Origin of the sequence: Streptomyces flaveolus (assembly GCF_000716535.1) — a bacterium.
Lineage (GTDB): Bacteria > Actinomycetota > Actinomycetes > Streptomycetales > Streptomycetaceae > Streptomyces > Streptomyces flaveolus_A.
In genome coordinates, this window is sequence record NZ_JNWV01000015.1 from 76,525 (window position 1) to 100,643 (window position 24,119).

31 protein-coding genes are annotated in these 24,119 nt (G+C 70.4%); 4 read left to right on the forward strand and 27 right to left on the reverse strand.

All coding sequences use genetic code 11. The features are described from left to right. Window positions 1-38: 38 nt before the first annotated feature. The 26 genes from OO52_RS17190 to OO52_RS17310 form a co-directional block, all read right to left on the reverse strand. On the reverse strand, window positions 39-302 hold the full coding sequence (locus tag OO52_RS17190; RefSeq protein WP_030643831.1) for a hypothetical protein: 264 nt from the start codon (window positions 300-302) through the stop codon (window positions 39-41). Window positions 303-392: 90 nt separating this feature from the next. Next, on the reverse strand, window positions 393-695 hold the full coding sequence (locus OO52_RS17195; protein ID WP_030643832.1) for a hypothetical protein: 303 nt from the start codon (window positions 693-695) through the stop codon (window positions 393-395). Between the two features lie 115 nt (window positions 696-810). Beyond that, window positions 811-1,011, reverse strand: a complete 201-nt coding sequence (locus OO52_RS17200; RefSeq protein WP_030643833.1) for a hypothetical protein — start codon at window positions 1,009-1,011, stop codon at window positions 811-813. After that, complete coding sequence (locus tag OO52_RS17205) at window positions 1,008-1,967, reverse strand: ATP-binding protein (protein ID WP_030643834.1); 960 nt, start codon at window positions 1,965-1,967, stop codon at window positions 1,008-1,010. Before OO52_RS17205 ends, OO52_RS17200 begins: the two co-directional genes overlap by 4 nt. Further along, window positions 1,964-2,314, reverse strand: coding sequence for a hypothetical protein (locus OO52_RS52055; RefSeq protein WP_030643835.1), 351 nt, complete (start codon window positions 2,312-2,314; stop codon window positions 1,964-1,966). Before OO52_RS52055 ends, OO52_RS17205 begins: the two co-directional genes overlap by 4 nt. Next, a complete protein-coding gene (locus OO52_RS17215; protein ID WP_030643837.1) occupies window positions 2,311-2,820 on the reverse strand; it encodes a hypothetical protein in 510 nt (169 codons plus the stop codon). The genes OO52_RS52055 and OO52_RS17215 overlap by 4 nt, the downstream gene beginning before the upstream one ends. Window positions 2,821-2,937: 117 nt before the next feature. Then, the gene (locus OO52_RS17220) at window positions 2,938-3,402 is read right to left on the reverse strand and encodes an RRQRL motif-containing zinc-binding protein (protein ID WP_030643838.1); all 465 of its coding nucleotides are present in this window, start codon (window positions 3,400-3,402) and stop codon (window positions 2,938-2,940) included. 253 nt (window positions 3,403-3,655) lie between these two features. Next, window positions 3,656-3,916, reverse strand: coding sequence for a hypothetical protein (locus OO52_RS17225; protein WP_030643840.1), 261 nt, complete (start codon window positions 3,914-3,916; stop codon window positions 3,656-3,658). 50 nt (window positions 3,917-3,966) lie between these two features. Beyond that, window positions 3,967-4,782 (reverse strand): hypothetical protein, encoded by an 816-nt coding sequence (locus OO52_RS17230; RefSeq protein ID WP_030643842.1) that lies wholly within the window; start codon window positions 4,780-4,782, stop codon window positions 3,967-3,969. Between the two features lie 115 nt (window positions 4,783-4,897). Next, complete coding sequence (locus OO52_RS17235) at window positions 4,898-5,443, reverse strand: DUF6197 family protein (protein WP_030643844.1); 546 nt, start codon at window positions 5,441-5,443, stop codon at window positions 4,898-4,900. A gap of 71 nt (window positions 5,444-5,514) precedes the next feature. Continuing rightward, window positions 5,515-5,703 carry a hypothetical protein gene (locus OO52_RS50805; protein WP_030643846.1) on the reverse strand — a complete coding sequence of 63 codons (189 nt, stop codon included), beginning with the start codon at window positions 5,701-5,703 and terminating at the stop codon, window positions 5,515-5,517. Between the two features lie 82 nt (window positions 5,704-5,785). Further along, window positions 5,786-7,906 (reverse strand): hypothetical protein, encoded by a 2,121-nt coding sequence (locus OO52_RS17245; protein WP_030643848.1) that lies wholly within the window; start codon window positions 7,904-7,906, stop codon window positions 5,786-5,788. 82 nt (window positions 7,907-7,988) lie between these two features. Next, window positions 7,989-8,408 carry a hypothetical protein gene (locus OO52_RS17250; RefSeq protein WP_030643853.1) on the reverse strand — a complete coding sequence of 140 codons (420 nt, stop codon included), beginning with the start codon at window positions 8,406-8,408 and terminating at the stop codon, window positions 7,989-7,991. A gap of 14 nt (window positions 8,409-8,422) precedes the next feature. Then, a complete protein-coding gene (locus OO52_RS17255; protein ID WP_234339836.1) occupies window positions 8,423-10,729 on the reverse strand; it encodes an MSCRAMM family adhesin SdrC in 2,307 nt (768 codons plus the stop codon). A gap of 150 nt (window positions 10,730-10,879) precedes the next feature. Continuing rightward, window positions 10,880-11,116 (reverse strand): hypothetical protein, encoded by a 237-nt coding sequence (locus OO52_RS17260; protein ID WP_030643857.1) that lies wholly within the window; start codon window positions 11,114-11,116, stop codon window positions 10,880-10,882. Further along, window positions 11,113-11,604 (reverse strand): hypothetical protein, encoded by a 492-nt coding sequence (locus OO52_RS17265; RefSeq protein ID WP_030643866.1) that lies wholly within the window; start codon window positions 11,602-11,604, stop codon window positions 11,113-11,115. The genes OO52_RS17260 and OO52_RS17265 overlap by 4 nt, the downstream gene beginning before the upstream one ends. 123 nt (window positions 11,605-11,727) lie before the next feature. Then, window positions 11,728-13,896 (reverse strand): hypothetical protein, encoded by a 2,169-nt coding sequence (locus tag OO52_RS17270; RefSeq protein ID WP_030643869.1) that lies wholly within the window; start codon window positions 13,894-13,896, stop codon window positions 11,728-11,730. A 117-nt stretch (window positions 13,897-14,013) separates the two neighbouring features. Next, on the reverse strand, window positions 14,014-14,595 hold the full coding sequence (locus tag OO52_RS17275) for a DUF6197 family protein (protein WP_030643870.1): 582 nt from the start codon (window positions 14,593-14,595) through the stop codon (window positions 14,014-14,016). 120 nt (window positions 14,596-14,715) lie between these two features. Continuing rightward, on the reverse strand, window positions 14,716-14,892 hold the full coding sequence (locus OO52_RS50810; protein ID WP_158712506.1) for a hypothetical protein: 177 nt from the start codon (window positions 14,890-14,892) through the stop codon (window positions 14,716-14,718). Between the two features lie 104 nt (window positions 14,893-14,996). Next, window positions 14,997-15,188 (reverse strand): DUF5999 family protein, encoded by a 192-nt coding sequence (locus tag OO52_RS17280; protein WP_030643880.1) that lies wholly within the window; start codon window positions 15,186-15,188, stop codon window positions 14,997-14,999. A gap of 207 nt (window positions 15,189-15,395) precedes the next feature. Next, complete coding sequence (locus tag OO52_RS17285; protein WP_037628995.1) at window positions 15,396-15,575, reverse strand: hypothetical protein; 180 nt, start codon at window positions 15,573-15,575, stop codon at window positions 15,396-15,398. A gap of 290 nt (window positions 15,576-15,865) precedes the next feature. Then, window positions 15,866-16,201 (reverse strand): hypothetical protein, encoded by a 336-nt coding sequence (locus OO52_RS17290; RefSeq protein ID WP_030643882.1) that lies wholly within the window; start codon window positions 16,199-16,201, stop codon window positions 15,866-15,868. Window positions 16,202-16,358: 157 nt separating this feature from the next. Further along, a complete protein-coding gene (locus OO52_RS17295; protein ID WP_234339838.1) occupies window positions 16,359-16,646 on the reverse strand; it encodes a hypothetical protein in 288 nt (95 codons plus the stop codon). Between the two features lie 296 nt (window positions 16,647-16,942). Then, window positions 16,943-17,197 carry a WhiB family transcriptional regulator gene (locus OO52_RS17300; protein WP_030643884.1) on the reverse strand — a complete coding sequence of 85 codons (255 nt, stop codon included), beginning with the start codon at window positions 17,195-17,197 and terminating at the stop codon, window positions 16,943-16,945. Window positions 17,198-17,447: 250 nt separating this feature from the next. Beyond that, window positions 17,448-18,203 carry a hypothetical protein gene (locus tag OO52_RS52700; RefSeq protein WP_037628978.1) on the reverse strand — a complete coding sequence of 252 codons (756 nt, stop codon included), beginning with the start codon at window positions 18,201-18,203 and terminating at the stop codon, window positions 17,448-17,450. Between the two features lie 305 nt (window positions 18,204-18,508). Next, window positions 18,509-18,898 (reverse strand): hypothetical protein, encoded by a 390-nt coding sequence (locus tag OO52_RS17310; RefSeq protein ID WP_234339839.1) that lies wholly within the window; start codon window positions 18,896-18,898, stop codon window positions 18,509-18,511. A 229-nt stretch (window positions 18,899-19,127) separates the two neighbouring features. Between OO52_RS17310 and OO52_RS17315 the strand changes: the two genes are divergently transcribed. The 4 genes from OO52_RS17315 (at window position 19,128) to OO52_RS17330 (ending at window position 22,312) form a co-directional block, all read left to right on the forward strand. Then, on the forward strand, window positions 19,128-19,673 hold the full coding sequence (locus tag OO52_RS17315) for a UTRA domain-containing protein (protein ID WP_234339840.1): 546 nt from the start codon (window positions 19,128-19,130) through the stop codon (window positions 19,671-19,673). Window positions 19,674-19,676: 3 nt separating this feature from the next. Further along, window positions 19,677-20,441, forward strand: a complete 765-nt coding sequence (locus OO52_RS17320) for a GntR family transcriptional regulator (RefSeq protein ID WP_030643887.1) — start codon at window positions 19,677-19,679, stop codon at window positions 20,439-20,441. A gap of 270 nt (window positions 20,442-20,711) precedes the next feature. After that, window positions 20,712-21,749: an AAA family ATPase gene (locus OO52_RS17325; protein WP_030643888.1), complete on the forward strand. Its 1,038-nt coding sequence runs from the start codon at window positions 20,712-20,714 to the stop codon at window positions 21,747-21,749. Next, window positions 21,746-22,312 (forward strand): phosphotransferase-like protein, encoded by a 567-nt coding sequence (locus tag OO52_RS17330; protein WP_030643889.1) that lies wholly within the window; start codon window positions 21,746-21,748, stop codon window positions 22,310-22,312. The genes OO52_RS17325 and OO52_RS17330 overlap by 4 nt, the downstream gene beginning before the upstream one ends. A gap of 7 nt (window positions 22,313-22,319) precedes the next feature. Here OO52_RS17330 and OO52_RS17335 read toward each other — a convergent pair whose 3' ends face one another. Next, a complete protein-coding gene (locus OO52_RS17335) occupies window positions 22,320-23,159 on the reverse strand; it encodes an NAD(P)-dependent oxidoreductase (RefSeq protein ID WP_030643890.1) in 840 nt (279 codons plus the stop codon). Window positions 23,160-24,119 lie beyond the last annotated feature (960 nt).

Genomic DNA, 24,119 nt, shown 5'->3' on the forward strand with positions numbered 1-24,119 from the left:
ACAGAGCGATCTAGCTGCTGCGATGCGGATCCACCGTGTCACACAGCCTTGAAGGAACCCGCACGTACTCCACTAATGATGATCACGGCCGTGTCGTCGCCGTGGCGGGCCAGGAGCCGGCGGGCGCGGGTGGTGTAGGTGTCGCGGCGCAGCAGTCCGGTCAGCGGGTCGCGGCGGGTGGCGGCGAGCCGCTTATGCAGCGTGACCGCGTGGACTGCCCAGCCGGTCAGTGGCACGGCGGCGGTCGTCAGTAAGAGGGTGCGCTGGCCGATCCGGCCCTGAACGCGCAGAAGGGACGACATACTGGGGTTCTCCGTCTCGTCTCGTACGGGATGGATGGGCCCCGGGGCAGGCGGTTTGGTTGTCCGCCGTTCGCCTGTCCCGGGGCGGATCTACAGCGCGAAGTCGCTGCGGCAGCTCCAGCTGACGGGGTTGTGCCAGAGGCCGGCCTTCGCGGCGGGCCACTCCATCTGCCAGCCGGGCCGAAGCCCGCGCGCTGTCCAGCTGTCCGGCTGTTTGCCGGGGATCTCGAGTCCGGCCGTGTGTGCGGCGAGGGCGGCGTCGTACACCTCGTGGGCGCGGCGCAGGGCCGCGGCGGGGGAGTCGGCGACGCCGGTGAAGACGTGCACGCCGTGCCGGTCGGGGTGGTTGGTGTCGTGTATCGGGACGTCGACCTCGTAGATCCGCAGGTGCATGACGTCCAGCTCCTCTCTGTGCTGGGTGGTGAGGGACCACCGCGACCGCCCCGGCCTCCGTCGAGCAGGGAGGGCCGGGGCGGCACGGAACGTCCGTCACGCCGGTGAGGGCGGGTCAGAACTCCAGGTGGATCGTGATCGGGCGCCGGGGATCACCGGTGCTGGTGTGGACGGTGCGGCGGTGCGCGGCGAGGCCGGCGGCACCGCCCTGGATCGGCAGGTGGCACTCGGGGCAGCCGTGCCACCACTCATCTCCGGCCGGGAGTTCGGCCGGGGTGAGCGGGTGCAGGTGCGGGCCGTCGGCGGCGCGGCTCACGCGACAGCGTCGGCGTACTGCGCTTCCAGGTCCGCGCGGCCCTCGGGGTCGTCGTCCTGGTCGTCGTCGACGCCGTCGCTGTGGACGGTGCAGACGATGTCCGGGTCGTTGTCCATGGCGCCGGTCAGCGCCTGATGCAAATCGGTGATCGAGTAGACCGGCGCCCACGCCTGCCCGGCGCACTCCGCATCGAAGGGGCAGGGCAGCAGGACGTCGAAGCCGAAGTCTCCTTCGCCGTCGACGTCGTCGCGGTACGCCAGGGTGAGGTACTGCTGCCCGAGGCGGATCTCCGCGACGCGGTCCCGGCCGGTCACCAGGTCCGAGCCGGGCCGCCACCGCCACAGCGGCAGGATCTCCGGGCCGAAGAAGCGGCGGACCAGCAGCAGGTCGCCCAAGCCGGTGCTGCCGTCGCGCCCGAGTTCGGCCTCCCGGGTCTGCGAGAGCCGCTTCAGGAACGGCTCCAGGCGATACAGGGCGTCGGCGAACACGACGGTGTTGAAGCCTTCGGCGGCCAGCCGCTGATGCGAGTGGACCATGGCCTGGTGCTGGGCGCGGACGGTGTCTTCGGGCACGCGCCGGTTGTCCGGCCGCGGGCCCTGCCGCTCCAGGCAGACCGGCAGCGGCGTGGCGACGACGACCGCGACGGTTGGCATGCCGTGCCGCTTGGCGGCCATCACCAGCTCCACCCGCACGGACTGCTCGCAATTAGTCGCGTCGATCACCGTGTTGAGCTTCCGGGCCATCCGGTGCTCCAGGATCAGCTTGAGGACGTCGGCGGCATCAGCAGTGGCGTCCTGCCGACCGGGGTCATCACTGACCACGCCACGCAGATCATCGAGGGAGAGGACCTGGGAGGCCAGCCAGGTGCGGGCCAGCGTCGACTTGCCCGCGCCGGAGGCGCCGATCAGCACGATCAGCCCGTTCTCGGGCAGGTCCGGGTACAGCACCGAGGTCATTTGGGATCTCCTTGCGGGTCGAGGGAGCGGGCAGCCCAGGTCAGGCGCTGCCCGGCGTTGTCGGTGATCAGCGCGGCGGCCTCGTGCAGCGGGCAGGAGGCGTCGCCGTCGCGGTCCGGCTCGATCTGCTCCGCCCGGCGCGCTGCGGTGCTGACCACCTGCGCGAGCATCGGGAAGAGACCGCCGGGGACGTCGATGTCCTCCTGGAGCTCGCGCAGGATCGCGGCGAGCTCGGGGGCGTCGACGTCGTCGGCGTTCAGGTCGTCCTGAACCTGCTGGAGGGCGAGCTGTGCGATGCCGAGCGAGGCGCGCACCCGGTCCAGGCGGGTGCGGGAACGGCCGGTCATCGGGTGGTCGCCTTGGTGGTGGCGACTACGGCCGCGACCGTTTCCCAGCCGTGGTGCCAGGCGGAGTCGAGGTGGAAGGCGCCGTTCATGCCGAAGTCGGCGAGCTTGTAGAAGCCGCCCTTGCCGGTCTTGGTGGCGATCTTCTCCAGCAGGCCCTTGCCCGGGACGCGTCGGTCCGCGGCGTAGTGGGTGCCGAAGGAGATGGCGAGCGCGGCCGCGGCGGCGGCCGGGTGGACCCGGATGCCGAGCGCGCGGGCCCCGGCCCCGGCGACGATCGCCTGCGTCGCCGTGTAGGTCAGGCAGTGCTGGAGGCATGCCTTGCGGCCGTCGGCCGTGCCGTGGGTCGTCTTCTCCTCGGTGACCGGGTCCTGGTAGGTGACCGTGTGGTCGTCGGAGGCGCCCTTCACGCGGGCACAGAAATCCGACTGGATCCAGAAGTCTCCGATCGCGCTCCCGGCGCGGGTCAGTCCGAGCAGGGCGGCGAAGACGGCGGGACGATGCTGCATGCTGGATCTCTCCTGATCTCGAAGGGGTGAGGGAGCGGGCGGCCGGCCCTTTGCCGATGCGCGGCCGCCCTGTTGTGCGGGCCCCGTCCCGGCCTGGACGGTCGGGACGGGGCTGGCTCACGCGGCCAGCCGGTGAACGGCCGGGGCCGGGAGGGTCATCAGGCTGCTGGGGTCGACGGGCGTGCCGTCGAAGCACTCCAGGCAGCAGCCGAGCTTCTTCGAGAGGCAGATGTAGAACCGCCTCCCGCACTGGCCACAGGTCTGCCTCGCTGCCATCGCCCGGTCGAGCGCCCACTCCTGAGCGAGCGTCGGCGTCCGCTTGGGCTTGGCCAGGTCGACGCGGAGCAGGTAGCCGCGGGTGGGATGACGGCAGGACCACTGCGGGCGGGTCGCGCACAGCCTGCAACGCAGGATCGCGACCGGGCCCTCGTTCTCGCCGGGGCTCAGCCCCATCTCCCGTAATTGCCGCCGGGTGACCAAGCCTTCGGGCACCGTGCTGCGGTCGTACTCGGGCAGCGTCGCGTCACTGCGCGGCATCCGTTTCACCTCGGGGCGGCGGCGCTTCTTCTTCGGGCGCGGCATCACCTGCTCCAGGCGCCGGGCAGCCGGTCGGGGCGGTGCGGGTAGCGGGGGCCGGGACGCTGCGGGCGGGGCCGGCCGATCCGGCGGCGCGGACGGGGAATGAGCACGAGCGGTTCCTCCAGTGGTCGGTGGACAGCGCTGCGCCCCGCCGACGTCGTGCTGGTGTCGGCGGGGCGCCACGTGCGGCCGGGCGGCCTGTCCGGTCCTCGCCGACCCCGAAGCGGGGCGGGCGAGGGCCAGGCAGGGCGTCAGGTCAGCGGGTGGTGCGGGCGCTGAATAGGCGGGCGGCCCACGACCGCAGCCGGTCGAAGCGGGTCGGGTGGGTGTGCCTCCAGGCGGTGGGCCACACGCCGTGCTCGGTGGGGAAGGAGCGGGACGCGCCGCAGGTGCATGTCCAGGCGTACGGCTCGTCGCGGGTGTCGTCGCGGGTCGCGGTGACCTTGGCGGGGAGGCCGTCGTGGCTCCCGTGGAAGGTGCCGACCCAGAACTCGGTCTCCTCCAGATGCGGCTTCATCGGATTCCCTTCGGTGCTCGGTGGTGGTGCGGGACGGGGTGGGCGCGAAGTCAGCGCTGGAGCGGGTGGACGTTGTCGGGTTCGTCGTCCAGGTCGTCGTGGTCGGGCGTGGGTTGCGGCGGGAAGTGGAACGCGGGATAGACGTTGACCTGCGGCGCAGCGGGGGCCGGGTTGTTGATGACCGGGCGCAGGCTCAGGCCGCGCAGGGCGACGATGCTGGCCAGCGCCCACAGGAGGGCGGCGATACCGGCGGCGACGGTGCGGCCGCCGTCGGGCGTGGCGGACCACACCATGGCGACGCCGGACAGGCCCCACCCGGTCCAGAGGATGCGCGCCCCGGTGCTGCCGGCGAATCCCCCGACGAGGCCGATCAGCCCGGCGAGCTGCCAGAAGGCGTAGACGGCGGTCCCGGGGACGTGGAGGCCCCTGCTGTGCTGCCCGATGTAGGAGCGGATCGGGCCCTCGATCACGCCCCACAGGCCGCTGGTGGTGTCGACGCCGGGCGGCTCGGTCACGGTGCGGGTGGCGGACAGGCGGTGCAGCACGGCGCTGACGATGTCGCCGGCGGCGTCCAGCAGGACGATGACCGCGCAGACGCCGGCGAGGCTGAGCACGGCCTTGATCCAGGTGGCCATCTCGTGCCAGCCGGCCTTCCGGGCCTGGAACAGTTCCTCCCACCGCTCGTACAGGAAGCCGCCCTCCTTCCAGGAGGCGTCCCATGCCGCGCGCAGCCGTGCGAGGCGCGTCATGCCGGGCGCGTGCTGAAGGTCGGGCACCGGCGGCGGGACCGTTTGGTCGAGCAGGTCGAAGAAGCTCGGGCTGTTCGGGTTGCGCTGGCTGTTGATGGGCTTGTCGTCGGGGTGCATGGCGGGGTGTCTCCCTCGCTCGGGTTGGTGTGATGGGTGGGGGTGGGCAGGGCCTGGCCCGCACCCGACCGCGAGGGGTTCGGGTGGGAGGCAGGTGGCCCGGAGGGCGGTTGGGTTACAGGCCGCGGGCGTCGGCGAGGCCGGCGGCCTCACCGACCATGCGGATCGGGACACGGCCTGTGCCGTGCGCGTCGTTGAAAGACGGCACGGAATCGACGTCGTCACCGAACTTGCGGCGGATCGCATCCAGGAGCACGGCGACCACGCTGGCTTCCAGGCCGCTGTCGCCGCGGGCCTCGATCCGGATGGCTCCGAGCATGCAGCGGGCGCCGTCCTCGTCGACCAGCGTGTCCTTGCACCAGCCGCCGGTGAGCAGCCGATGGTGGGCGCGCTGCAGAAGAGCCGCGACCGGCGTCGGGTACAGGTCCGGCAGCGGGGCAGGCCCGGTGTCGACGGGGCCGGTGACGACGCCGGCCAGGTCCATGGGCTCGAGGTCGATGTGCGCGGTGTTGACCTCGTAGGCGACGGCCGCTTCGTCCAGGCGCGCGGTCATCGCCGCGTCCACGAGGGTGAGGCGTTCCTCGAGGGTCAGTTCCGCCGGCGGGGCGGGCGCTGCGGTGGTCGGGGCGGTCTGGTCTATGGCGGGGTGGGTCTGGGGCATCGGGGGCTCCCTGGGGCGTCGAAGGCGCGGGGCGGGGATGGCGGCTTTCGACGCCGGCGGCCGGGGCGGTGTCAGATGCTGGAGATCCAGCCGGTGACGGTGCTGATCGCCGCGTTGATGGCGGGGGCGGCACCGGTGGAGGCGAGGAAGAAGCCGAATCCGGCGCAGGCCAGGGCCGGTCCGAGGCGTACGTAGCCGCCCCGGATGAGGACGAAGACGACGATGCCGAGCAGGACGACGGCGGAGATCGATGCGGCCACGAGCGGTGTATCCCTTTCAGGTGTGAGCAGGACCCGGCCTGTTGCGGCCGGGCCCTGCGGGGGTGGTGGGTGCGGGGGTGGGTCAGACGCCGGAGAGGTTCTTGATGGCCTCCAGCGCCTGGCGGGGCGAGGTGACCGCGTCGCGGCGCGCGGCGGACTTCCCGCCGCCACGGCGCTTGCCGCCGCCCTTCTTGGGATCGCCGTCGTCGCCGTCCTCGTCGTCGCTCGGCTCGGGGCCGAACTCGCCGGGCCGGGGCGGCTCGGTCCAGTCGAACCACAGGTCGCGTGCTTCCAGCTCGCGGATCTCGTAGTCGGTCAGGGCGGCGACGGTGTCGGGGAAGTAGCCGTCGATGCCCGCCTTGAAGTCCATGAACAGCGTGCGCAGGACTTCAGGCTGCTTACCTTCGACGATCCAGCCGGCGCCACCGGTGTTGGAGTCGGCGGGCGGCTCCGGCTCGCCACGCATGATCCGCTCGATCCGGCCCTTCTCTTCCGGGGAGAAGGAACGGGGGAGCGGGTCGGGGACGTGCTCGGGCGCGATACCGAGGGCCTTGAACATGTCGCCGACCTTCTTCGGCGCCACCTTCAGCACGACGGGGATGCAGTTGTCGCGCAGGTTCTCGCACAGAAGCTGCGTGAAACCGTCCTGGACGTAGATGGACTGGCCGGCCACCTTCAGGCCGACTCCGTACTTGCGGCCCTTGACCGACACCAGCTCCGCGAGGTCCATGATCTCCGCGCCGTAGTCGCCGTGGCGGGCGGCGGAGAGGAACTCATCCAGGTACGCGGACAGCATCCGATACGGGCAGCCCGGCCGGGTCGGGTCCCACTCGTGGACCTGGCCGTCCTCCCACGGCATCTCACCGCGGATCTCCATGAGCGCGACCATGGCCCGCAGGAGCCGGAGCATGTACAGCGCGCCGACACCGTAGCGGGCGGTGTGCTTACCCAGGGCGGCCGTCTTCTCGTCCGGCGCCTCCGTGGCCAGCATGACCACGGCCCCCCACAACGCATCGGCCGCGACGTGCAGGCCCATCAGCTGCGTCTTGCCGCCCCCGGAGGGCGCGACGAAGATCCCGTGCGCGGCACCCCGGTCGGTGTAGACGCGGTTGCGGGCGGGCTGACCGTTGCCGAGGTAGCCGGTCACCCACCGTCCGTCCTTGTCCGGGGTCAGCAGCTCGCGGGTGGCGGGGAAGACCTGCGCCAGCGGGCTGGAGTCCCACAGGGAGACCAGGACCTGGCTGCCGTCGACGGTGACGAACAGGCGGCCCTCGTCGTACTTGGTCTTCAGCGCGGCCGCCAGCGCGTGCAGGTTGACGCGCGCCTCGCCCACCTCGTCGGGGACCTGAGCGATGTAGTGGGTGACCTTGCGCTTGTTGTCGCGGACCTCCTTGACGAACTGAGAGCCGGGGATGGGGCCGCTTGCGGCTCCGATCCGGTCGGCCCACCACTCGTGGGCGGTGGGGGCCTTACGGCGCCGCTCGCTCGCGTCGGGGGTGACGTGGACTTCCTTCCAGCCGGGCCCGCCGCCGCGGCCGTGCTGCCGGGCCACGTCCTCGATCCGCACATCGGTGACATCGACCTCGAACGCGGCGGCGATGGCCTCCTCGGTGAGGCCGGAGATCGGCCGTCCGGCCTCGGAGGCGCGCAGCAGCAGCGACAGGTCGTTGGGCATGCCGGGGTGCGGGGTGGCCTTGACGACGATGGTGCGGCCGGGCATTCCGCGGTTCTCCCACAGCCAGCGGACCTGGCGGGTGAAGTGGTCGGCGCCGTCGTCCGGCTGCGCCGGCGACGTCTCCGGCTCGAGGACGGCGACGAGCTGCGGGGTGGGGCCGGGGGCGGCGAGGGCGGGCCGGTGGTGGCGGCGGGTGTGCCGGGAGAACGGCATCACGAGCAGGCCGGCCGCGGCCCATCCGGCGGCGAGCAGCCCGTCCAGCCAGTACGGGCCCCAGCCGGGCGTGTGCCTGGCGGCGACGTCAACAGCAGCGGCGAGCACGAGCGGGGACCAGCGAAGGATCTTGCGTCCCGTGCCGGGCTCATCGCTCTTAGCGGCCAGGACCCAGCCGCCGACGCCGGCCGCGCCCGCCAGCTGCACAACCGTGTTGACGGGGCTGTCCGGGTAGAGGTTCGGGGCCGCGGCGAGGACCGGGGCGGCCAGGGTGTACAGGGTGCGCTCCACGGCGACGCTGCGCGGCACGGACACGGGGAGTTCTCCTTCGGAAGATGACGATGGGCGGCCCGCGATCGGTGGCGGGCCGCCCATCAAGGAACTGGTGTGGGTGGGTTCAGCGGGCGAAGAAGCCTGGCTTGGGGGTGCGCTCCTTGCGGCCGGAGCGGACGGCGTCCAGGGCCTCGTACAGTCGCGCGTGTGTACGCCGGGCGTCGTGGGCGAGGCCGGAGACGTCCTGCGCCGTCTGGTGGAGCTTTGTGACCTCCACGGCGGCGCCGCCGAGGGCGGTGGCCACCTGCAGAGTCATCTCGATGAACGTGCGGTCCAGTTCGGCGTTGGCGATGTCGACGGCCAGGTCTCCCGCGCGCCGGGCGTTCATGCGCATGCCGCGCAGCAGCTGCTCGAGTTCGCTGCTGGCCATGTCCAAGGCCTGGCCCAGCGTCTTGAGCTTGTGCTGGACGGCCTTGTAGCGGTTGTCGCCGTCGGTCGTAGCGGCAGCCCCGCCGCCGGCGGTGGTGGGCGCGAGGTCGCTCACGGCGAACCTCCTTCCTAGTCGTGGTGAGCGGCGGCAGAGGCGTGGGCCAGACCCGCGTCGTCCATCGCCTGGACGTCTTCGCCGTAGGTCCGGCCGACCGCGACCGCGGCGAGCCGGGCGGCTTCGTAGGCGATCTCGCACTCGGTGGCGCACCGTTCGGCGATCTGCTTCATGAGCATCGCGGCGTCGGCCAGGTTGGTGATCTGGTCGACGACCTCGGTGGCGATGTTGTGGTCACCGACCAAGTCGGCCGCCATGTCCCGCAGGGCATCGGCGACCTTGCCGAGCGCGACGGACAGGTCCTGGGCGCGCGTCCTGTCGTACTCGGCGGACAGCGCGATGTTCGTGATGTCCATCAGGTACTGGTCGAAGGTGATGTCGGTGCGGTGCTTGGCCGCCATGCCGGTCTGGCCCGACGTGGGCTTGCTGACCTCCGATGCCACGGGGTCCTCCTGTGCGGTGGGTCGGGTGGTGCCGGGACGCTGGGTGTGGGGCTCCGGGGCAGGCGGCAGACCGGCCCGGTGATGGATGTAGGCGCCGAAGGGGTCGGAGGCGTCGTCGACGACGACCGCGTCCACGACGTCCTGCTCGGCCGCTTTCGAATGGCGTGACGGCTCGTCCGGCCGGTCGGGGCGGTACAGCCTGTAACCGAGGTCCTCGGGCCGCGCGCTGCGAGGCGGTTCCTTCGGGCCGGGGTCGGAGCCCGGGGCTGTGCCGGGCTTGCCGAAACGGTCCTTGAGCCGTTCTTTGAACGACCTCTTGGTGTGGTCACCGTTCGCTTCGTCGCCCGTCGCGTCGCTCTTACCGGGGGCGTCGGACGGCTTCTCAGCGCCCTTCTTGCCGTCCGTCCCGGTGCCGTCCTTCGCGTCCGTGTCACTGGAGCCGTCAGAGGGCTTCTCGCCGCTCTTCTTGCCGTTGTCCGGCTCCTTGGTCGCGGTGCCGTCCTTCGGGCCGTCATCCCCCGTTTCAGGGCCGTCCTTGGGCGTCTTTTTGGTGGTGGCCTCGGAGTCCTTGTCGCTGGTGGTGGCCTTGGCCTTGTCGTCCTTCGCGGCCTTGTCCTTCTCGGCTGCGCGGCGTTTGTCCCAGCGGCGCTGCGCTTCCTCGGCCACGGCCGCACCGAGGGTGGTGCGGTCGTCTTCGGCCGCCTTGGCGGCCGCCCGCTTCGCCTTCCTCGCGGCCTTCCGCTCGGCTTTCGCCGCGCGGTGCTGCTCCCGTTCCGCCTGCCGGTTGGCGCGGTCCTGGTCGCGGTCCTTGCTGCGGTCGGCGAGGTTGGCGGCCTGGTTGGCGCTGCGCCGCTGCTGCCGGGCGGCCTGGCGGGCGGCGGCGCGTTCCTGGCGGCCGCGGGCGCGTTCGGCCCGGGGGCTCGAGGCCGGCGTGTTGTGCGTCCTGCCGCCGTCGCCCTTCAAGCCGCCCTTGCCGGAGCTCGAGTTGCCCGAGCTGTTCTTGCCCGAGCTGCCCGAACTGCCCTTGCCTGGGCCGGACTTGCCCGCGCCGGAGCCTCCAGAGCTGTTCTGGCGGCCTTTCGGGCCCCCGGACGACTCATTGCCCTTCGAGGCGCCCCCACGGCCGCCAGCGGAGCGATCAGAGCCCTTCCCGCCCTTCCCCGTGCCCTTGGGGGAGTTGTTGCCCCCGGAACCGCGACCGGTGCCGCCGGACCCGTTCGTTCCCGAGCCCCGGCCGCCGCCGCTGCCGCCCCGGCCTGATCCGCCGGCGTTGCCGCCGCCTCCGCGTGAGCCGCCCCCGCCGCCGGCCTTCGAGCGGCCGCCTTTGTCGGCGCCCATGCCGGAGCTGGAGGACCGCGCCGCGTCGGCCTTGCCGCGCGTCGCCGCCTTGTCGGCCTTCGCCTTCATCTGCGCGGTATGGAGCTTGGCGTTCTGCTCCATCATCGCGGTTTCCTGGGCGGTGCGGGCTTCCAAAAGCGCGGCCTTGCGCGCTATTTCCGCCTCACGGAACGGCGCTTCGGAGGCATGCCGATCCCGCGCCATCTCGATCCGCAGTTCCAGCCAGTCACCGAGCCGATCGGCAAGAGAACGGGGCTGAACATATTCGCCTTCCTCATATTCTCCGTCGCCGGAATCCGGCGCACCGGGCATTCCCGTTTCCTGTAAAGCCACCTCCGGGGAAATAGGCTCGCGAATGGCCGGGAGTTCCATCGTGGTCTCAGCCGGGGACTCCAGAGGAGCGGCGGGGGGCTGGGGATAGATGCGATCGAGGTCGGGAATTTCCACCGGCCGGTCGGTGACATCACTTCCGACCGGGAAATTGATGAGCTGTCCGCCTCCGGCACTGCTGCCGCCGGGGTCGTCCACATCACGGGACACTGCTGCCGCTCCCTTGCTTGACAGTGGTAGGTCGCCTCGCGTATACGCGCGCGTGTCCGGGCGTGCGGGCGTCCGGGCGTGCGGGCGTTGGGACACCGGAAAGGGCCCGGCCGCGATGAAGGCCGGGCCCTTCGCCCGCGGTGTCGGGTGCTACTGCTGCTGGGTGTACTTGAGGTAGATGCCGTGCAGGTCGTGCGCCATCAGCCGCAGCGCCTGCACATCGCCCCGTTTATGCGCCTTCCTTCCGTGCGTATGCAGCAGCATCAGGAGGAAATAGAAGGCGCCGAGGTCTTCACCGTGTCTGCGAATGTATTCGTCCCGCTGCTTCATCAGATACTGGCGGGAGTTCTGGGATCGCAGCTCGCTTTTCGTCAGCGGCCGGTTCATGCGGACTCACGCCCCCGAAGGTCGTAAATCGACGCGGGACCACCATAGCCGATATCCGAGCCCTGTGCACCCTGCCGTCCCGTGTTTTCCGGAGCCGCCTGGATCTGCGGATTGTTCTTACGCTCCTTGAGCTGCGCCTTTTCCTTCCGCTGCTTTTTGATTTCCTCGATTTTTTCGTCGTGGGCGTGGCGCTTATGGGCGCTCTTTTCGAGTCCCGAGGTGACGCCCTTGAGGTGCTTGATGACGTCGTTCAGGGACTTTTCTACCGGGAAGGAACGCAGCCGGGCCTGGCCCCACTTGTCGCCCTCCACCCGGGTCTTGCGGCAATGCACGCGGGTCTCGCGCTGGAGGACGTCCAGCTTGGCAGCCATGTCCAGCACGACCCGGTGGAAGTCCGCGAGGTAGTGCGCGTAGGCGGCGGGGTTCTTCGCGATCTCGCGCAGCGCCTCGTCCGGGTCGTCGAAGAGAGGCTTGTCTTCGGTGCTCACGGGGGTCCTCCGTTGGTCGGATCTGATGTACTCGGGGTGCTGTGGACTGCTTCCGGCAGTCGCAGCGAGGGCCAGCCCGATTCGAGCGGGCTGGCCCTCACTGGTGTGTGCCGGACGGCGGGGTCAGGTCAGGTATTTGTCCGCGTCCTTGGGCCGCAGCAGGCCGGCCTCCTTCAGCAGCCGGATCGCGCGGAGCTGGTTGACGCCCAGCTGAGTGCGGACGCGGCTGATGTTGACGAAGCCGTCCGTCTCGCGCGGCAGTTCCTGTACGAGCGGCAGCAGTTCGGCGTCCGTACGAGCGGGCGTGGCCGTACCGGTACGTCCGGCGGTGGCCGTTCCGCTTGTACGAGGGCGGGCGTCGGTCGTACTGGTACGCCCGGACGGAATGCCGTCGGCCGGGGTCGTACGGGCGGTGACCGTCCCTGTACGCGCCCCGCCCTCGTACGCGGCCGGGCTGGTACGGCCGGAGTGCTCCGTACTAGTACGCGCGGCCCCGTTCGGGGCGGCTTGTACGCCGCTTGTACGGTCGCTGTACGCGCTAGTCAGGCCCGCATTGACTCCCGCCGGGGCGGGATGGTGTGGGGTGGGGTGTACAGGCTCCGTACGAGCGGTGCCGTGGGCCGTACCAGCGGGAGCTGTTCCGGCTGCCGTGCTGTACGAGTGGGTACCGGACGGGCTTGTACGGGCGTGCTGCGTACCAGCGGGGGCGTCCGTACGCGCGGCCGTACCGGTACGTCCGTCCGTTCCGGTTGCCGTGTCCGTACCACCGTGTCCGTCCGTACCGGCGTCGTGCATGAGGGAGTGGACGCGCCAGATGACGGCCACGAAGATCAGCACGACGAACGTCGTCAGCCACCACGGTGCCGACGCGCCTTCGGGGACGAGGTGGGCCTGCTCCGAGAGGTGGAAGACGACGTTGGCCGACGCCATCAGCGCCAGCGCCGCCCCGATGTCCTTCTTGGTGCGGAACGCGGTGACGCAGTAGACGTCGATGCTGACGGGCAGCAGCGGGGCGACGTAGGGGTGGATGCCGACCATGCGGGCCAGCTCGTACTCGCCGGATGCCGCGAGCCCTACGCCGGCGGCGAGCGCGATCCACGGCGCCGTCTTCCACGCCTTGCGGCTGAGCTTGTGGTGCAGGCCGCGCCAGCGGGAGTTCGCGCGCTTGGCCTCGCGGGCCTCGTTCAGCAGCCGGCGGGCGCGGGCCTCGTCGGCCTGCGCCCGCTCCGTGATGCCCTTGGCCTTGCGCTCCGCCTCAGCGGTGATACGCCCGGCCTCCTTCTCGGCGGCCTGACGCAGCTGCGCGGCGACGGTCTTGGCTTCCTCCCGCAGCCGCTCGCGCTGCTTGTCGCACGCGGTCTTGAGCGTGCTGAGTTCGTCGGCGAGGGCCTTGCGCTTGGCGGCGGCCTGCGCGTCGAACTGGTCGGTGAGCGTGCGCAGCTGCTCACGCAGCTCGGCGCGGGCCTGCTCCGCCTCGGCGTGCGCGGCGGCGACATGGCCGTCGGCCTCGCGGCGCCGGTCGTCGGCGGCTTTGACCGCGTCCGCGTACAGCGCTTCCGCCTCAGCGCGGCGGGCGTCGTACTGGCCGGCGGCCGTCTTGGCGAGCTTGGCGAACCGCTCGCGGGCCTGCTCCACCTCGCGCTGCGCCGCGGCCACCAGTTCGTCGGCCTGCTCCTGCGCGCGGGCGAGGATCGCGCCGGCCTCAGTACGACGCTGCTCGACCAGAGCGGAGATCTCGGTGAGGTCGGCTTCGGCCAGGCGCCGCAGCTCGGCAACCGCCGTCGCGGTCGCCACGCGATCACTCGCGACCAGCTCGGTCAGGTCGGCGACCTGCGCGCGGGCTTCCTTCACCAGGGCCTCGGCCCGGTCGCGGGCCTCCGCCAAGAGCCGGTCCGCCTCACCGCGTGCCGTCTCCATCTCCGTCTTGGCTGCCCTGCGCTGGGCGGTGGCCTCCTGGTCCGCGTCGGCGGTGATGCCCGCCGCTCGGGTCTGTGCCTCGGTCAGCAGCGCCGTGACCTGCTCGTGAGTGGCGGCGACGGTACGCGCCGCCGCCATCTCGGCTTCCGCCTGGAGGGCGGCGGCCTGCTCGCGCGCGGTGTCGATGATGTCGGCGGCCCGGTCCCGGGCGTCCGTGACTCCGGCCGGCGCCTCCAGGTTCAGGCTCGCGTCCGTTGTGTCGGCCGGGGCCGGGAGGGCGTCGGTGGTGGAGGCGGTGGGCTGCGCAGCCGGACGGGACGGGGCCGGCTTCTTCCGGGCGGTCGGCCTCTTGTTGCGGGTTCGGGTGGCGGCCACGCCGCCTCCTTCCAGATCGGGTGCCGCCCCGGGTGGGCGGCGCTGTCTCACAGAGGTGGAGCTGACGGGACGGCCTCCACGGTGTGGTCGGCCGTCCCAATGCGTGCTGGAGGCGGGTTAGGCCGCCTGCTCCTCGAAGCCGACGGTGCCGGGGCCGTAGGTGCGGGCGAACCGGGCGCCGGCGGTCAGCAGCGCGGTGACGTCCGCGTGGGTGCGGTGCTGGCGCTCCGACCAGGGCGTGGCGCGGGCGGATTCGGACCCGGTGTGCGCCTGGATCACCCGGTCCAGGACGCAGCCCGCTACGAACGCGGTGTCCATGTCGCCGTGTCCGCCGTCCTCGCCGACGTGACGCAGGGCGGTGGCCAGGGTCCGCTGTGGACCGGTGCCGCTCTCGCTCTCGTCGTGGACGAAGCGCAACAGCGCGCGGAGCATGTCCTTGACCGTCATGGAGTCGTCGGCGGCGACGTCCACGCCGCCGGTCGACCAGTCCCGGCTGTAGTCGTAGACACGGATCCAGCCGTCCTTGTCGAGCAGGGTGATGGTGGCCTCCAGGTGGCGGGCCACGGCCTCGCCGGAGGACTCCTCACCGGACGGGCCGATCCACAGCGGCAGGTAGGAGTCGGCGGCGAGTTCGGCCGCCTTGCTCAGCGTCACGTCGGAGAACACCGCAGCAGCGGGGGCGGTCGTCGTCTCGGGCATGTGAGCCTCATCTCGGGGTTCGTTGGGTCCGGTCTGTCCGGCTCCCCGTCACCGCCCGACCCGGCCCGCCGGAAGACTCGGCGGGTCGGGTCGGGCGGATCAGGCAACCGCCAGCCGGGCTCACTGCGAGGCGCTGACCCATTCCTCGCTGCCCAGGAAGGTGCGGCGGCCGTCGTCCATGCGGACGGTGAGGTCGCCGTCGACGTGGACCTCTTCGACGGTGCCCTGGTCCCCGGTGTGGTGCCGGGTGCCGAGCGCCTCGACGTCGGTGGTGAGCGTGATACGCGTTCCTCGCATGACCAGTCCTTTCGGTCGTGGTCCGGACTGTCCGGCTCCCCGTCACCGCCCGACCCGACCCGCCGGAAAGGCCGGCGGGCTGGTGCGGGCGGATCAGGCAGCCGTCAGGCCGCGGCCGCGAGAGGACGGTGCGGGGCGATGACCCGGCCGTCGGGGAGCAGCTCGCCGGTGTCCTCGAAGAGCAGGACTCCGTTGCACAGCAGGCTCCAGCCCTGCTCCGGGTGGGTGGCCACCGTGTGCGCGGCCTCCCGGTCCGGGCTCTCGGCGGTCGGGCAGGCCGGCGTGTGCGTGCACAGGGCTTCCGGTAGCCGGGCGGTGCCGGAGGCGGTCGTGGCGGTGTCGAGCTGGCTGCTGTGGCGCATGTGCTCTCCTGGTGAAGAACGGCAGGCCCGAGGCGTCCCCGGGCTGAGGTGTGGGGGAGGCCGACCGCCCGTACGGCGGCTGGTCGGCCTGCTCGATCAGCGCGGTACGGGGGGAGGTTCGCTCTCCGTCCCGTGGCGCGGTCAGCCTCGCCTCTGCTTCTGCTTGGCGAGGTAGGCGTCCTGGAGCCGGGCGAACGACTCGAACAGCCGCCTTCCGGCCGGACAGTTGGGGGTGTCACGGGTGCAGCCGTCGCAGGATGCGACGTGTACCTGATAGGCACGGTGAGCTGCCTGGTAGCGCTGGTACAGGTCGTCAGGCACCGGCCTGTCTCTCGTGGTGATGCCGGCGGGCAGGGTGAAGGTCGGTGACACGGTGCCCGGCCTCCCACGCCGTGGCAGCCGCCAAAGCGGCGGCCGCCAGCAGCAGACGTGCCAAGGGATGCCCGGAACCGACAGTGGATGCGGCTCGTGCGGCGCGTTGCTGCGCCGCACGAGCCGCGTCTACGGGATTCAGCAGTGCTGACACTCCTGCGTGTCGGACCACAGGCCGCACACGGCGCACTGCCACAAGTGCCGCAAGGACCTGGTGCACATGGTCAGGCGGCTGCGCATCAGGCGACTGCCGTTCCGGCTGTCTGGACGCGTCCCTGGGAGCAACGGCACTGCCAGTAACCGCACAGCCCGCACGCGTCCTGCTCGTCCTCGGTCAGCGCGGTGAGCCGGGCCCGCATCTCGGCGACCGTGCGCGGCGCGCGCCGGCCGGCCGGAATCGTGGCGTCCTGCGCGCGGACGACCACCAGGAGGTGGGCACCAAGCCCGGAACCGGGCTCGACGGCGCACGTCCTGCGGTCCGAGCGAGGGGCGCGGTGGGCGTTGACCGCGTCCAGGACCCGGGCGAACCTGTCGTCACCCACCTGTGGTGCCCGGGTGACCGGGCGTGTGATCATCGTCGTGTTCAAGAGAGAGTCTCGCTTTCTTGATCACAGACGGCCCCGGAAGGTCAGAGCTCCGGGGCCGTCACCTTTTGACTGGCCGGACGGCCGGCCACGACCCGTCTCCCGCCCTTGGTGCTCTGGTGGGCGGGAGGCGGACCGTGGCTGGCCGTCAGGCGACGGCCGCGAGGGCGGGCTTGGCGGGGCGGATCAGGTAGTCGCTGTCCGTCCATACCGTGCCGACAGCGAAAGGCTGGGCTTCGGGGCGGAGGGTGTCGCGGACGATGAGCGCCCACCGGGCAGCGGTCCGGCGCAGCAGCTGCGCGGCGTCTGCCGGGTTGATGACGAGCGCCAGGACCTCGAACCGGCCGTCCACGTTCTGGTAGATGGCCCCCGGCCGGCGGGGGCCGATCTCGTCCTCGACGCTCGGGCGGATCTGGCGGGATGCGATGCTGGGCACGTGGTCTGTCCTCTCTGGTGGGGTGACCGCGAAAAGAACCCCCAGGGGCGCATCCCTGGCGGTTCGTCGCGTGCGGGCCCCATGGCGGGGCAGTTGCGCTCTGATCCTGCGCACTCCATCGAGCCCGGGGGCTCGGTCGATGCGGGCAGCGCAGGCTGCGAGGGACGCGGCACAGGTAGCGATGCCGGGTGCAAGGTGGCCGCATCTGGCCCTGCGTAGGGGTGCATCAGCGCGCGGGTGCTGGGGCGCAGAGATGTCAACGGGAGCCGAAAGCCTGGTCGGCGTTCGTCATCGCCTCACTCTGTGGTCCGGGCACGATTGCGGGCGGCACGGCGCTTGAGCGAGCGCCGCTCCGCCTCACTCAGACCGCCCCAGACACCGAAGTCCTGGCCGGATTCAAGCGCCCACTGCAGGCACCGCTCGATGACCGAGCAGCGGGCGCAGACGGCTTTGGCTTCCCGAATTTGGAGCAGGGCCGGGCCGGTGTCCCCGATCGGGAAGAACAGGTCCGGGTCCTCGTCGCGGCAGACCGCGTTGTGGCGCCAGTCCATGCCACTCACTTCCCCTGCCGAACGCGGCGCAGGGCCTCGTCCATGTCCGGGTCGGAGTCGGCGGGGTGCTGTGCGATGCTGGTGTGCATCGGGTCCTCCAAGCGGGTCCTGGACAGCCCCGGCGGGTCTCAAGTCACCGGGGCTGTCGTCGTGTTGGCTCTCGTCGTGTTGGCTCTCGTACGAGCAGCCACGGCCCCGGCCGCCCCTTGTGCAGGGTGGCCGGGGCCGTGGTCGTTCGTCCAGGAGCGGGTCAGCGCGCGGGGAGCTTGGGGTGGAGCGTCTTGAGCGGCACCGGCGGCGCGCCCAGCGGCGTGTCACCGTCAGGCAGCTGCGCACGCCGGGTGTCGGCCTCGCGGACCGCTGACTCGGTCGATGCCCACTGCATTTCCCGTAGCAGCCACAGGGTCCGGCCGTCGCCCGGTTCCCCCTCTTCCTTCCGGGCCGCAGCGGCAACGGACGCGTTGCGCAGCTTGTAGAGGTAGAGACGGGCGAGCGGGCTGCCCTCAGCACAGTGGGTGTGGCCGGACTTCTGGCACACCGTGCACTGCTCGGCGTGAGCCCGGTACAGCCTGAGCGCGCCCTTGGCGTCCAGGTCCTGGACCACCATGTGAGTAACGGCCGGCGTGGCTGCGACCTTGGGTTTGCGCCGCACGGTGGTCCGGCGACGGGCGGCGGTCTCGGCACCGCCGTCCTCCAGGCGCTTCTGCCACGCCTCGAACGCGACGTCCACACTGACCAGGCGGTTGCTGCCCTGGCAACGGACCGCTGCATCCTTGCCCGCGCGGCCCGTGTCATGCGGGACTAACTTCTGCTGCCTGGCCTGGATGCCGGTGATCGGTACCCACGTCTTGCAGTCGGGGCAGATCAGCGAAGCGCAAGAGGGGCGCAGGTCGTACTGGTGGGGCTTGAGGCTGGAGATGACGAGCGCCGGGCGGGGGCTGACGTTCCGGGAGCGGGTCCGGCTCCTGCGGGCACGTGCGGTGCGCTCAAGGCGCGAAGCAGACATGCGAACTCCTCACGGACGGAGTGACAGGGGCGCGTCGCGGTGCTCTCTCCGCCCTCCGGGCCGCACGGGAAGCCGGGCGTCCCGCAGGACAGACAGCGCACAGCGCTGCGACGTGCATGCAGGGCGTCGTGCTGTCAGGCCCGGGGGAGTTTGGTGGAGCTCTCGACCCTGGCCACCCAAGGGGTGGACGACTTCCTGCGATGGTGCTGATAAGGGGACCGTTCGATCCGGCTCCCTCATCCGGCGCCGCCCGCAGGACGGTTCCGGGTGGGGGAGCCGGGTCCGAAGACCCGGCGGCGGTGGCTTCAGGCCGTGCTCGGGAGGGGCGCGGCGGTCGGCAGCGCGGTCCGCAGCTGCGCTGCGTAGGGGAGAAGCGCGTCGACCAGGTACTCACGGACTCGGGCGCTGATCGTGGGGTCGTCGGCGACGATGTCGCGGGCCGCGTCGACACGAGCCTGGATTTCGGCGCTGTGGCTGAGCGACAGCTCGTGGCTCTGGCTCGGGGCGGCGGCCACGACGGCGGCGACGTAGGCGCGCATCTTGCGCCGGGTGCTGGCGGGTTCATCCAGCGGCGTACCGAACGCCGCGTCCAGGTCCAGGTCGGTGAACTCGGGGAGCTGCACCTCAACCGCCTCCTGGAGTGCGAGCGTTTCCGCGTCGAAGTCCTCGGTGGCGGAATGGTGGGTGACGTTCATGCGGGTGGAGCTCCTTGTCGTAGAGGTCCGCCGTGGGGCGGGACACCGTCGTTCAGATGCACTAAGGCAGGCGGAACGATTGCCTCCCGGCGGCCTGCCCCTCCGGGTCGGCCTGCATTGAACATAAGGCCATAAGCCTTAAGTTGGCAAGGCTTATGGTGCACCGTGCTAGGTCAAGTCGCCGAGCATTAGGGTTCTGGCACAGGCCGGCTGGCTGAAAGGAATGAGCGTGAGCAGCGATAACGCGTGGATCGGGGACGCCCAGCCGTACCTCACGCCACGCCGGAAGGGGGAACGTGACGCCTGGAGTTCGGAGGCTGCCGCACGTGGACACCGCGGCACCCAGCGGTTGCTCGCAGTGGAGGAGGTTGATCCTCCGAGCGCGGTGCGCAACTTCTTCGAGATGGGCCCGCAGGAGAAAGCGGTGGTCCGCCGCCGGCTGATCCTGCTTGACGGCGAGCCGGTCGAACTCGCCGACTCCTACTACCCGGCACGCGTTGCGCGCGGTACGCAGCTCGCTGAGCCCGGAAAGATCCGGGGCGGTGCCGTCACACTTCTGGCGACCATGGGGCTCATCCCGGAAGACAGCCCGCTCGAAGATGTCGCTGCCGAAATCGCTTCCCCCAGCCACTGCGACGCGCTGGGCTTGCGACCGGGTTCGCCTGTCCTGATCTTGACGCGCTTCACCAGGTCCACCGCTGGAGAGCCCATGGAGGTGAGCGTCATGACGATGACGCGGCACCTCCGCTACCGACAGAGGAAGGAGGCGAGCTGAGAGATGGCGAGGCCGTTCACAGACCTGAGGTCGGCTCACCAGAAGATCGCGGCAAGACTTCGGCGGCAGATCACGCGGGGGGACCTTCGCCCTGGAGATCAGCTGCCTTCGACGCCGGCCCTGATGGAGGAGTACGGCGTCGCCGGCACCACGGTGCAGAAGGCGCTCCAGATGCTCAAAGAGGAGCAGCTCCTGGTCGGCCAGCCCGGCAAGGGCGTCTTCGTACAGGGCAGTACCCAGCGATGCATTGCGGCCGAGGTCTACATGGCTCCGGCGGGCGAGGGGCAGCCGTACCGCTGGATCACCGAGGCAGAGAACCGCTCCGAGCGGGGCTCCGTGACGTTGCTGGAAGTCGAGACCGTCACGCCACCCTACGAGGTGCGCCAAGCCCTCGGCCTCGACAACGACGGCCAGGCCCTGCTCCGCAAGCAGATCCTGTTCTTGGACGACGAGCCCACGGAGCTGACACGGTCGTACTACCCGCTTGAGCTGGCGGAAGGGACGGCCATGATGGAACGTCGGAAGATCAAGGGCGGGACCCCAACCCTGCTCGCCGGTCTCGGCTACCCACCTGTCGCCTTTGTCGACGAGGTCTCCTCGGAGATCCCCACCGAGGAAGAGGTGGTCGCTCTTGAGCTGCCGAAGGACATGCCGGTGATGATGACGTTCCGCGTTGTCTACTCGAACAACGAGCGCCCGATCGAAGTCTCCCTGCTGACCAAGGCCGCTCACCGGTACCGAATGCGATACACCGTCAAGATTCCCTGACGGCACTCCCACCCGGTCTTGCCCATCAGATCGACAATCTTCGACCGAAACCTTAAGTGCGTGCGACTTAAGGTAGTAGCCTAACGTGGCGCTCGATTGTTCCACCGTGCTGTGCCCTCTCAACGCGTCGGTACGTGGGGGCCATCACACTCGACCCGGCGGGGACGGAACATCACAGCGACTTGTCGAAGCCCGTGCGCAAACGCGTCAACGGGCTTTCAACATCCGCGTACACATGGGTTTTCTAAGCTGCGCTTTAGGCTCGCGGCCATGACGACGACGGAGGGGAACAGGGTGGGAAAGCACCGGGCAGGGTGGCGGCCGGACCGGCTACGCGAGCAGCGTGAGGCCCACGGGCTGACTTTGGAGAAGGCCGGCGAGCGCCTACGTGAGGTCGCGGAGCAGGCCAAGCTCAAGGGCATCCCCGCCGCGAATCCCCAGACTTTGTGGCAGCACGAGCAGGGGGAGGTCTACCCGGGCCCGCACTACCGTCGCGCCTACTGTCTCCTCTACAGGGCAACGGAGCCTGACCTCGGGTTCCGCACTGCTCTGCCGGGGGAGGAGACCTCCTTCAAGCTCACGCCGATGGACGATCGTCTCAACGGCGCGCAAGTGCTGGCGGTTGAGCGTGCAGTCCACCGCATCGCGCCGGGCAGTGACGACGCCGATCACTTCGGGCTGCAGCAGCGGATCATTGACGCGTGGAAACGCCGACACACCGGCGGTGACCCGCACCGGCCGGTCCTCATCCTGGTCGGCGGATACGCGGGCAGCGGGAAGACTGAGCTGGCGAGGTTCTTCGTTCAGCTCACTGGCTGGCCGCTGCTCGACAAGGACCCGCTGACCCGTCCGCTGGTGGAGAAGCTGCTGGTCGCGCTCGGTGGTGACTCGAACGACAGGCATACCGATCTGTATCGGACTCAGGTCCGGCCTGTGGAGTACGACTGCCTGATGCAGTCCGCCATGGCCAACATCAGGTGCGGGATCAGCACGGTGCTCACGGCGCCGTTCATCGCGGAGATGACGGACCAGGCGTGGATGCAGCGCCTGACCAACCGCGCGGCCTCCATGGGCGTCGATGTCTATCCGGTCTGGGTCCGCTGTGACGAAGAGTCGATGCGCGAGTACATCGGCTTCCGGGGTGCGGCTCGGGACGCCTGGAAGCTGCAGCGGTGGGACGAGTACATGGCGACGATCGACCTGAACCTGCGGCCTGCGGTGCCGCACTTGGTAGTAGACAACCGTCTTGGAGCTGCGGTCTCACTCGCGGACCAGGCCCGCCAGGCAATGGGGGCGATGTACGCGTGAGCCAGCAGAAGGGAGTCGTCCTGTACGGCCCGCCGGCGGCGGGTAAGGACACCGTGACCGCGGCGCTCGCCCAGTTCGACGAGAGGTACGGACACTTCGCGCGGCTCAAGGTCGGCTCGGGTAGGTCCGTCGGCTACCGGATGGGCACGGCTGAGCAATTGGCCGACTTGGAGACCGCGGGCGACATCGTCTACGCGAACAGCCGATACGGCAACACCTACGTCATCGACCGGCCGGGCCTGGACGCGGCGTTCGCGGCCGGAGTGCCCGTGGTGCACCTGGGGCAGATCGACGGCATCCGCGCCGTGGTCGACGGCTACCCGGCTGACTGGGCTGTGGTGCTGCTGTGGTGCCCGCGCGAGGTGACCGCACGGCGGTCCGAGGGCCGGGGCGACGCCGACACGACGGCGCGCCTGGCGGTGTGGGACGCAACCCGCGACGACCTGGATGCGCACACGGACATGCGCTGGGATCTGACTGTGGACACTGCGGACACTCCGCCGGAGGAGTCGGCGCGCCTCATCGACCAGTTGGTCCTGCGGGCTGGAGCGGCGACGGCATGACCACGGGCTACGGCTGGGCGAGCCGCTCCAGGGCGTCAGCGACACTGAGTGCGCTGTCATCCTTTGCGTCGTGCCACCGTGTCAGCGTTCGCGCCGCCGCGCGCAGCATCTCCGGCGGGAGGCCGACCCAAGCGAGCGTGTCGGCGGCTTCCTCCAGCTCCGGGCCCCAGCGCCATGCGCGCGCCGCCACCTTGGGGATGTACTCCGGGTCGGCCAGGTACGACATGCTGCGCCGTGAGGCGACCTCGAGGAGCTCCCGGTCGACGTCGTACTGGCGGGCCATCCCGGTCGCGAGCGCTGCTAGCACGCGTGACGCCTTCTGGTACGCGGTGTATGAGACCTTGAGCGCGGACGCCTGCCCCACTTCCGTTCCAAGCGCTTTCGTACGGACCGCGGTACCAGCGAAGACTGCTTCCACCATGGTGGTCACCCTGGTCGGCCCGGACAGGTATAGCGTGGGCGTCTTGCCACCCAGGGGCGGGGAGCCGACCATGGCACCATCCACGACCGTCGCGGCCGGCCCGAGCATACTGGCGATCCGCTCCGCTCTCTCCGGGCTGATGGCGTTCGCCTCCACGTACGCTCCCGTGAAGGCGTGCCCGGCGACCTCGCGGGCCAGGTCCTCGGCGGCGGCCGGCGGGCAGAGGCTGATTACGACGCCGCTGCGATCCAGTAGCTCGCGGAGCGTGGAGACCGGGGTCAACCCGGCCTGCTCGGCGCGCGCCGCTGATGCGGGGCTGCGGCCCTGCGAACACCACAGGACCCCAGCTGCGTTCCTCGCAGCGCAGGCCGCGACGGCGGCGCCCATGCTGCCGGGATGGAGGATGCCGACGGTCGGCTGGTCCACGGTGCTACTCCGTCTCGTCGGGGTGAAGTGCTCGGTGCCGGGACGTCAGACGCCAGTCCGACACGTCGTCATCTATGGTCTTCCGCTGGTCTGCTGGGAGAGTAGGGTGTCCCTGGACCTGATCCACAACTGCAAAGAAAAAAGCCCCCGGGACCTTAGGCAAGTCCTGAGGGCTCTCGGCCGGGGTAACCCGGCCCGGCGTACCCCCTTTGGCAAGAAAGGAGGTCGCGTGATGCAGGGTACCCGTACCCGCTCGCGGACACACACCACCCCGCCGTTGAAGCGACGTAAGAACGTCGCTCCGGTGGGGTCTCCGGCGTTCAGGCGACTGCTTTGTGACCAGTCCGCGTCGGGGCCGTCCGCCCCTTTCGAAACCATCGCCTTCCGTGCCGGCAGCCAGCACGGTCAGTTCTCCACCCTGGAGGCTCAATCGTCGTAGTCGCTTGATGCATGGCGGCGCCCACTCAGGGGTCCGTAGCCGCCGGGACGCTCAGTTCACGAAGTGTTAGCAGCACCTCGGCTGAGCGCCCCCATCACCGACCGGGTTAGCAGCCCTGGTCGAAGGGGTCATTCGGCCCGGTTAGCAGCCGGATCGAACGCTCGTTACAGGTTCTCCCCAGAACCACGAAGCACCACTAGGGGGCTTCGTCATGCCGTTTTGGCGATGCCTCCACGACAGGAGTCATTGTGCAGCACTGTCATGCCGTTTTCCAGCCCAGCTACGTCCGTTTGATCCGATTTCACATCTCTTGGGCACTGTCATCTACGGCACTATGTGCCGGCGTTTCCCCCCTAGGCTCGACTCGGAGTTATCTGTGCGCGGCTGCGGCCGCCCCGCTCATCTACCCGCCCTCAGACGCTGGCGGCGACGGTGTTAGTGAGGGCGTCGCCCCGTGCGGCGGGACGGGTTTCAAGATTGTTGCCCACCGTACGGGAGCGCCGGGGGCAATCGGCGCTGAG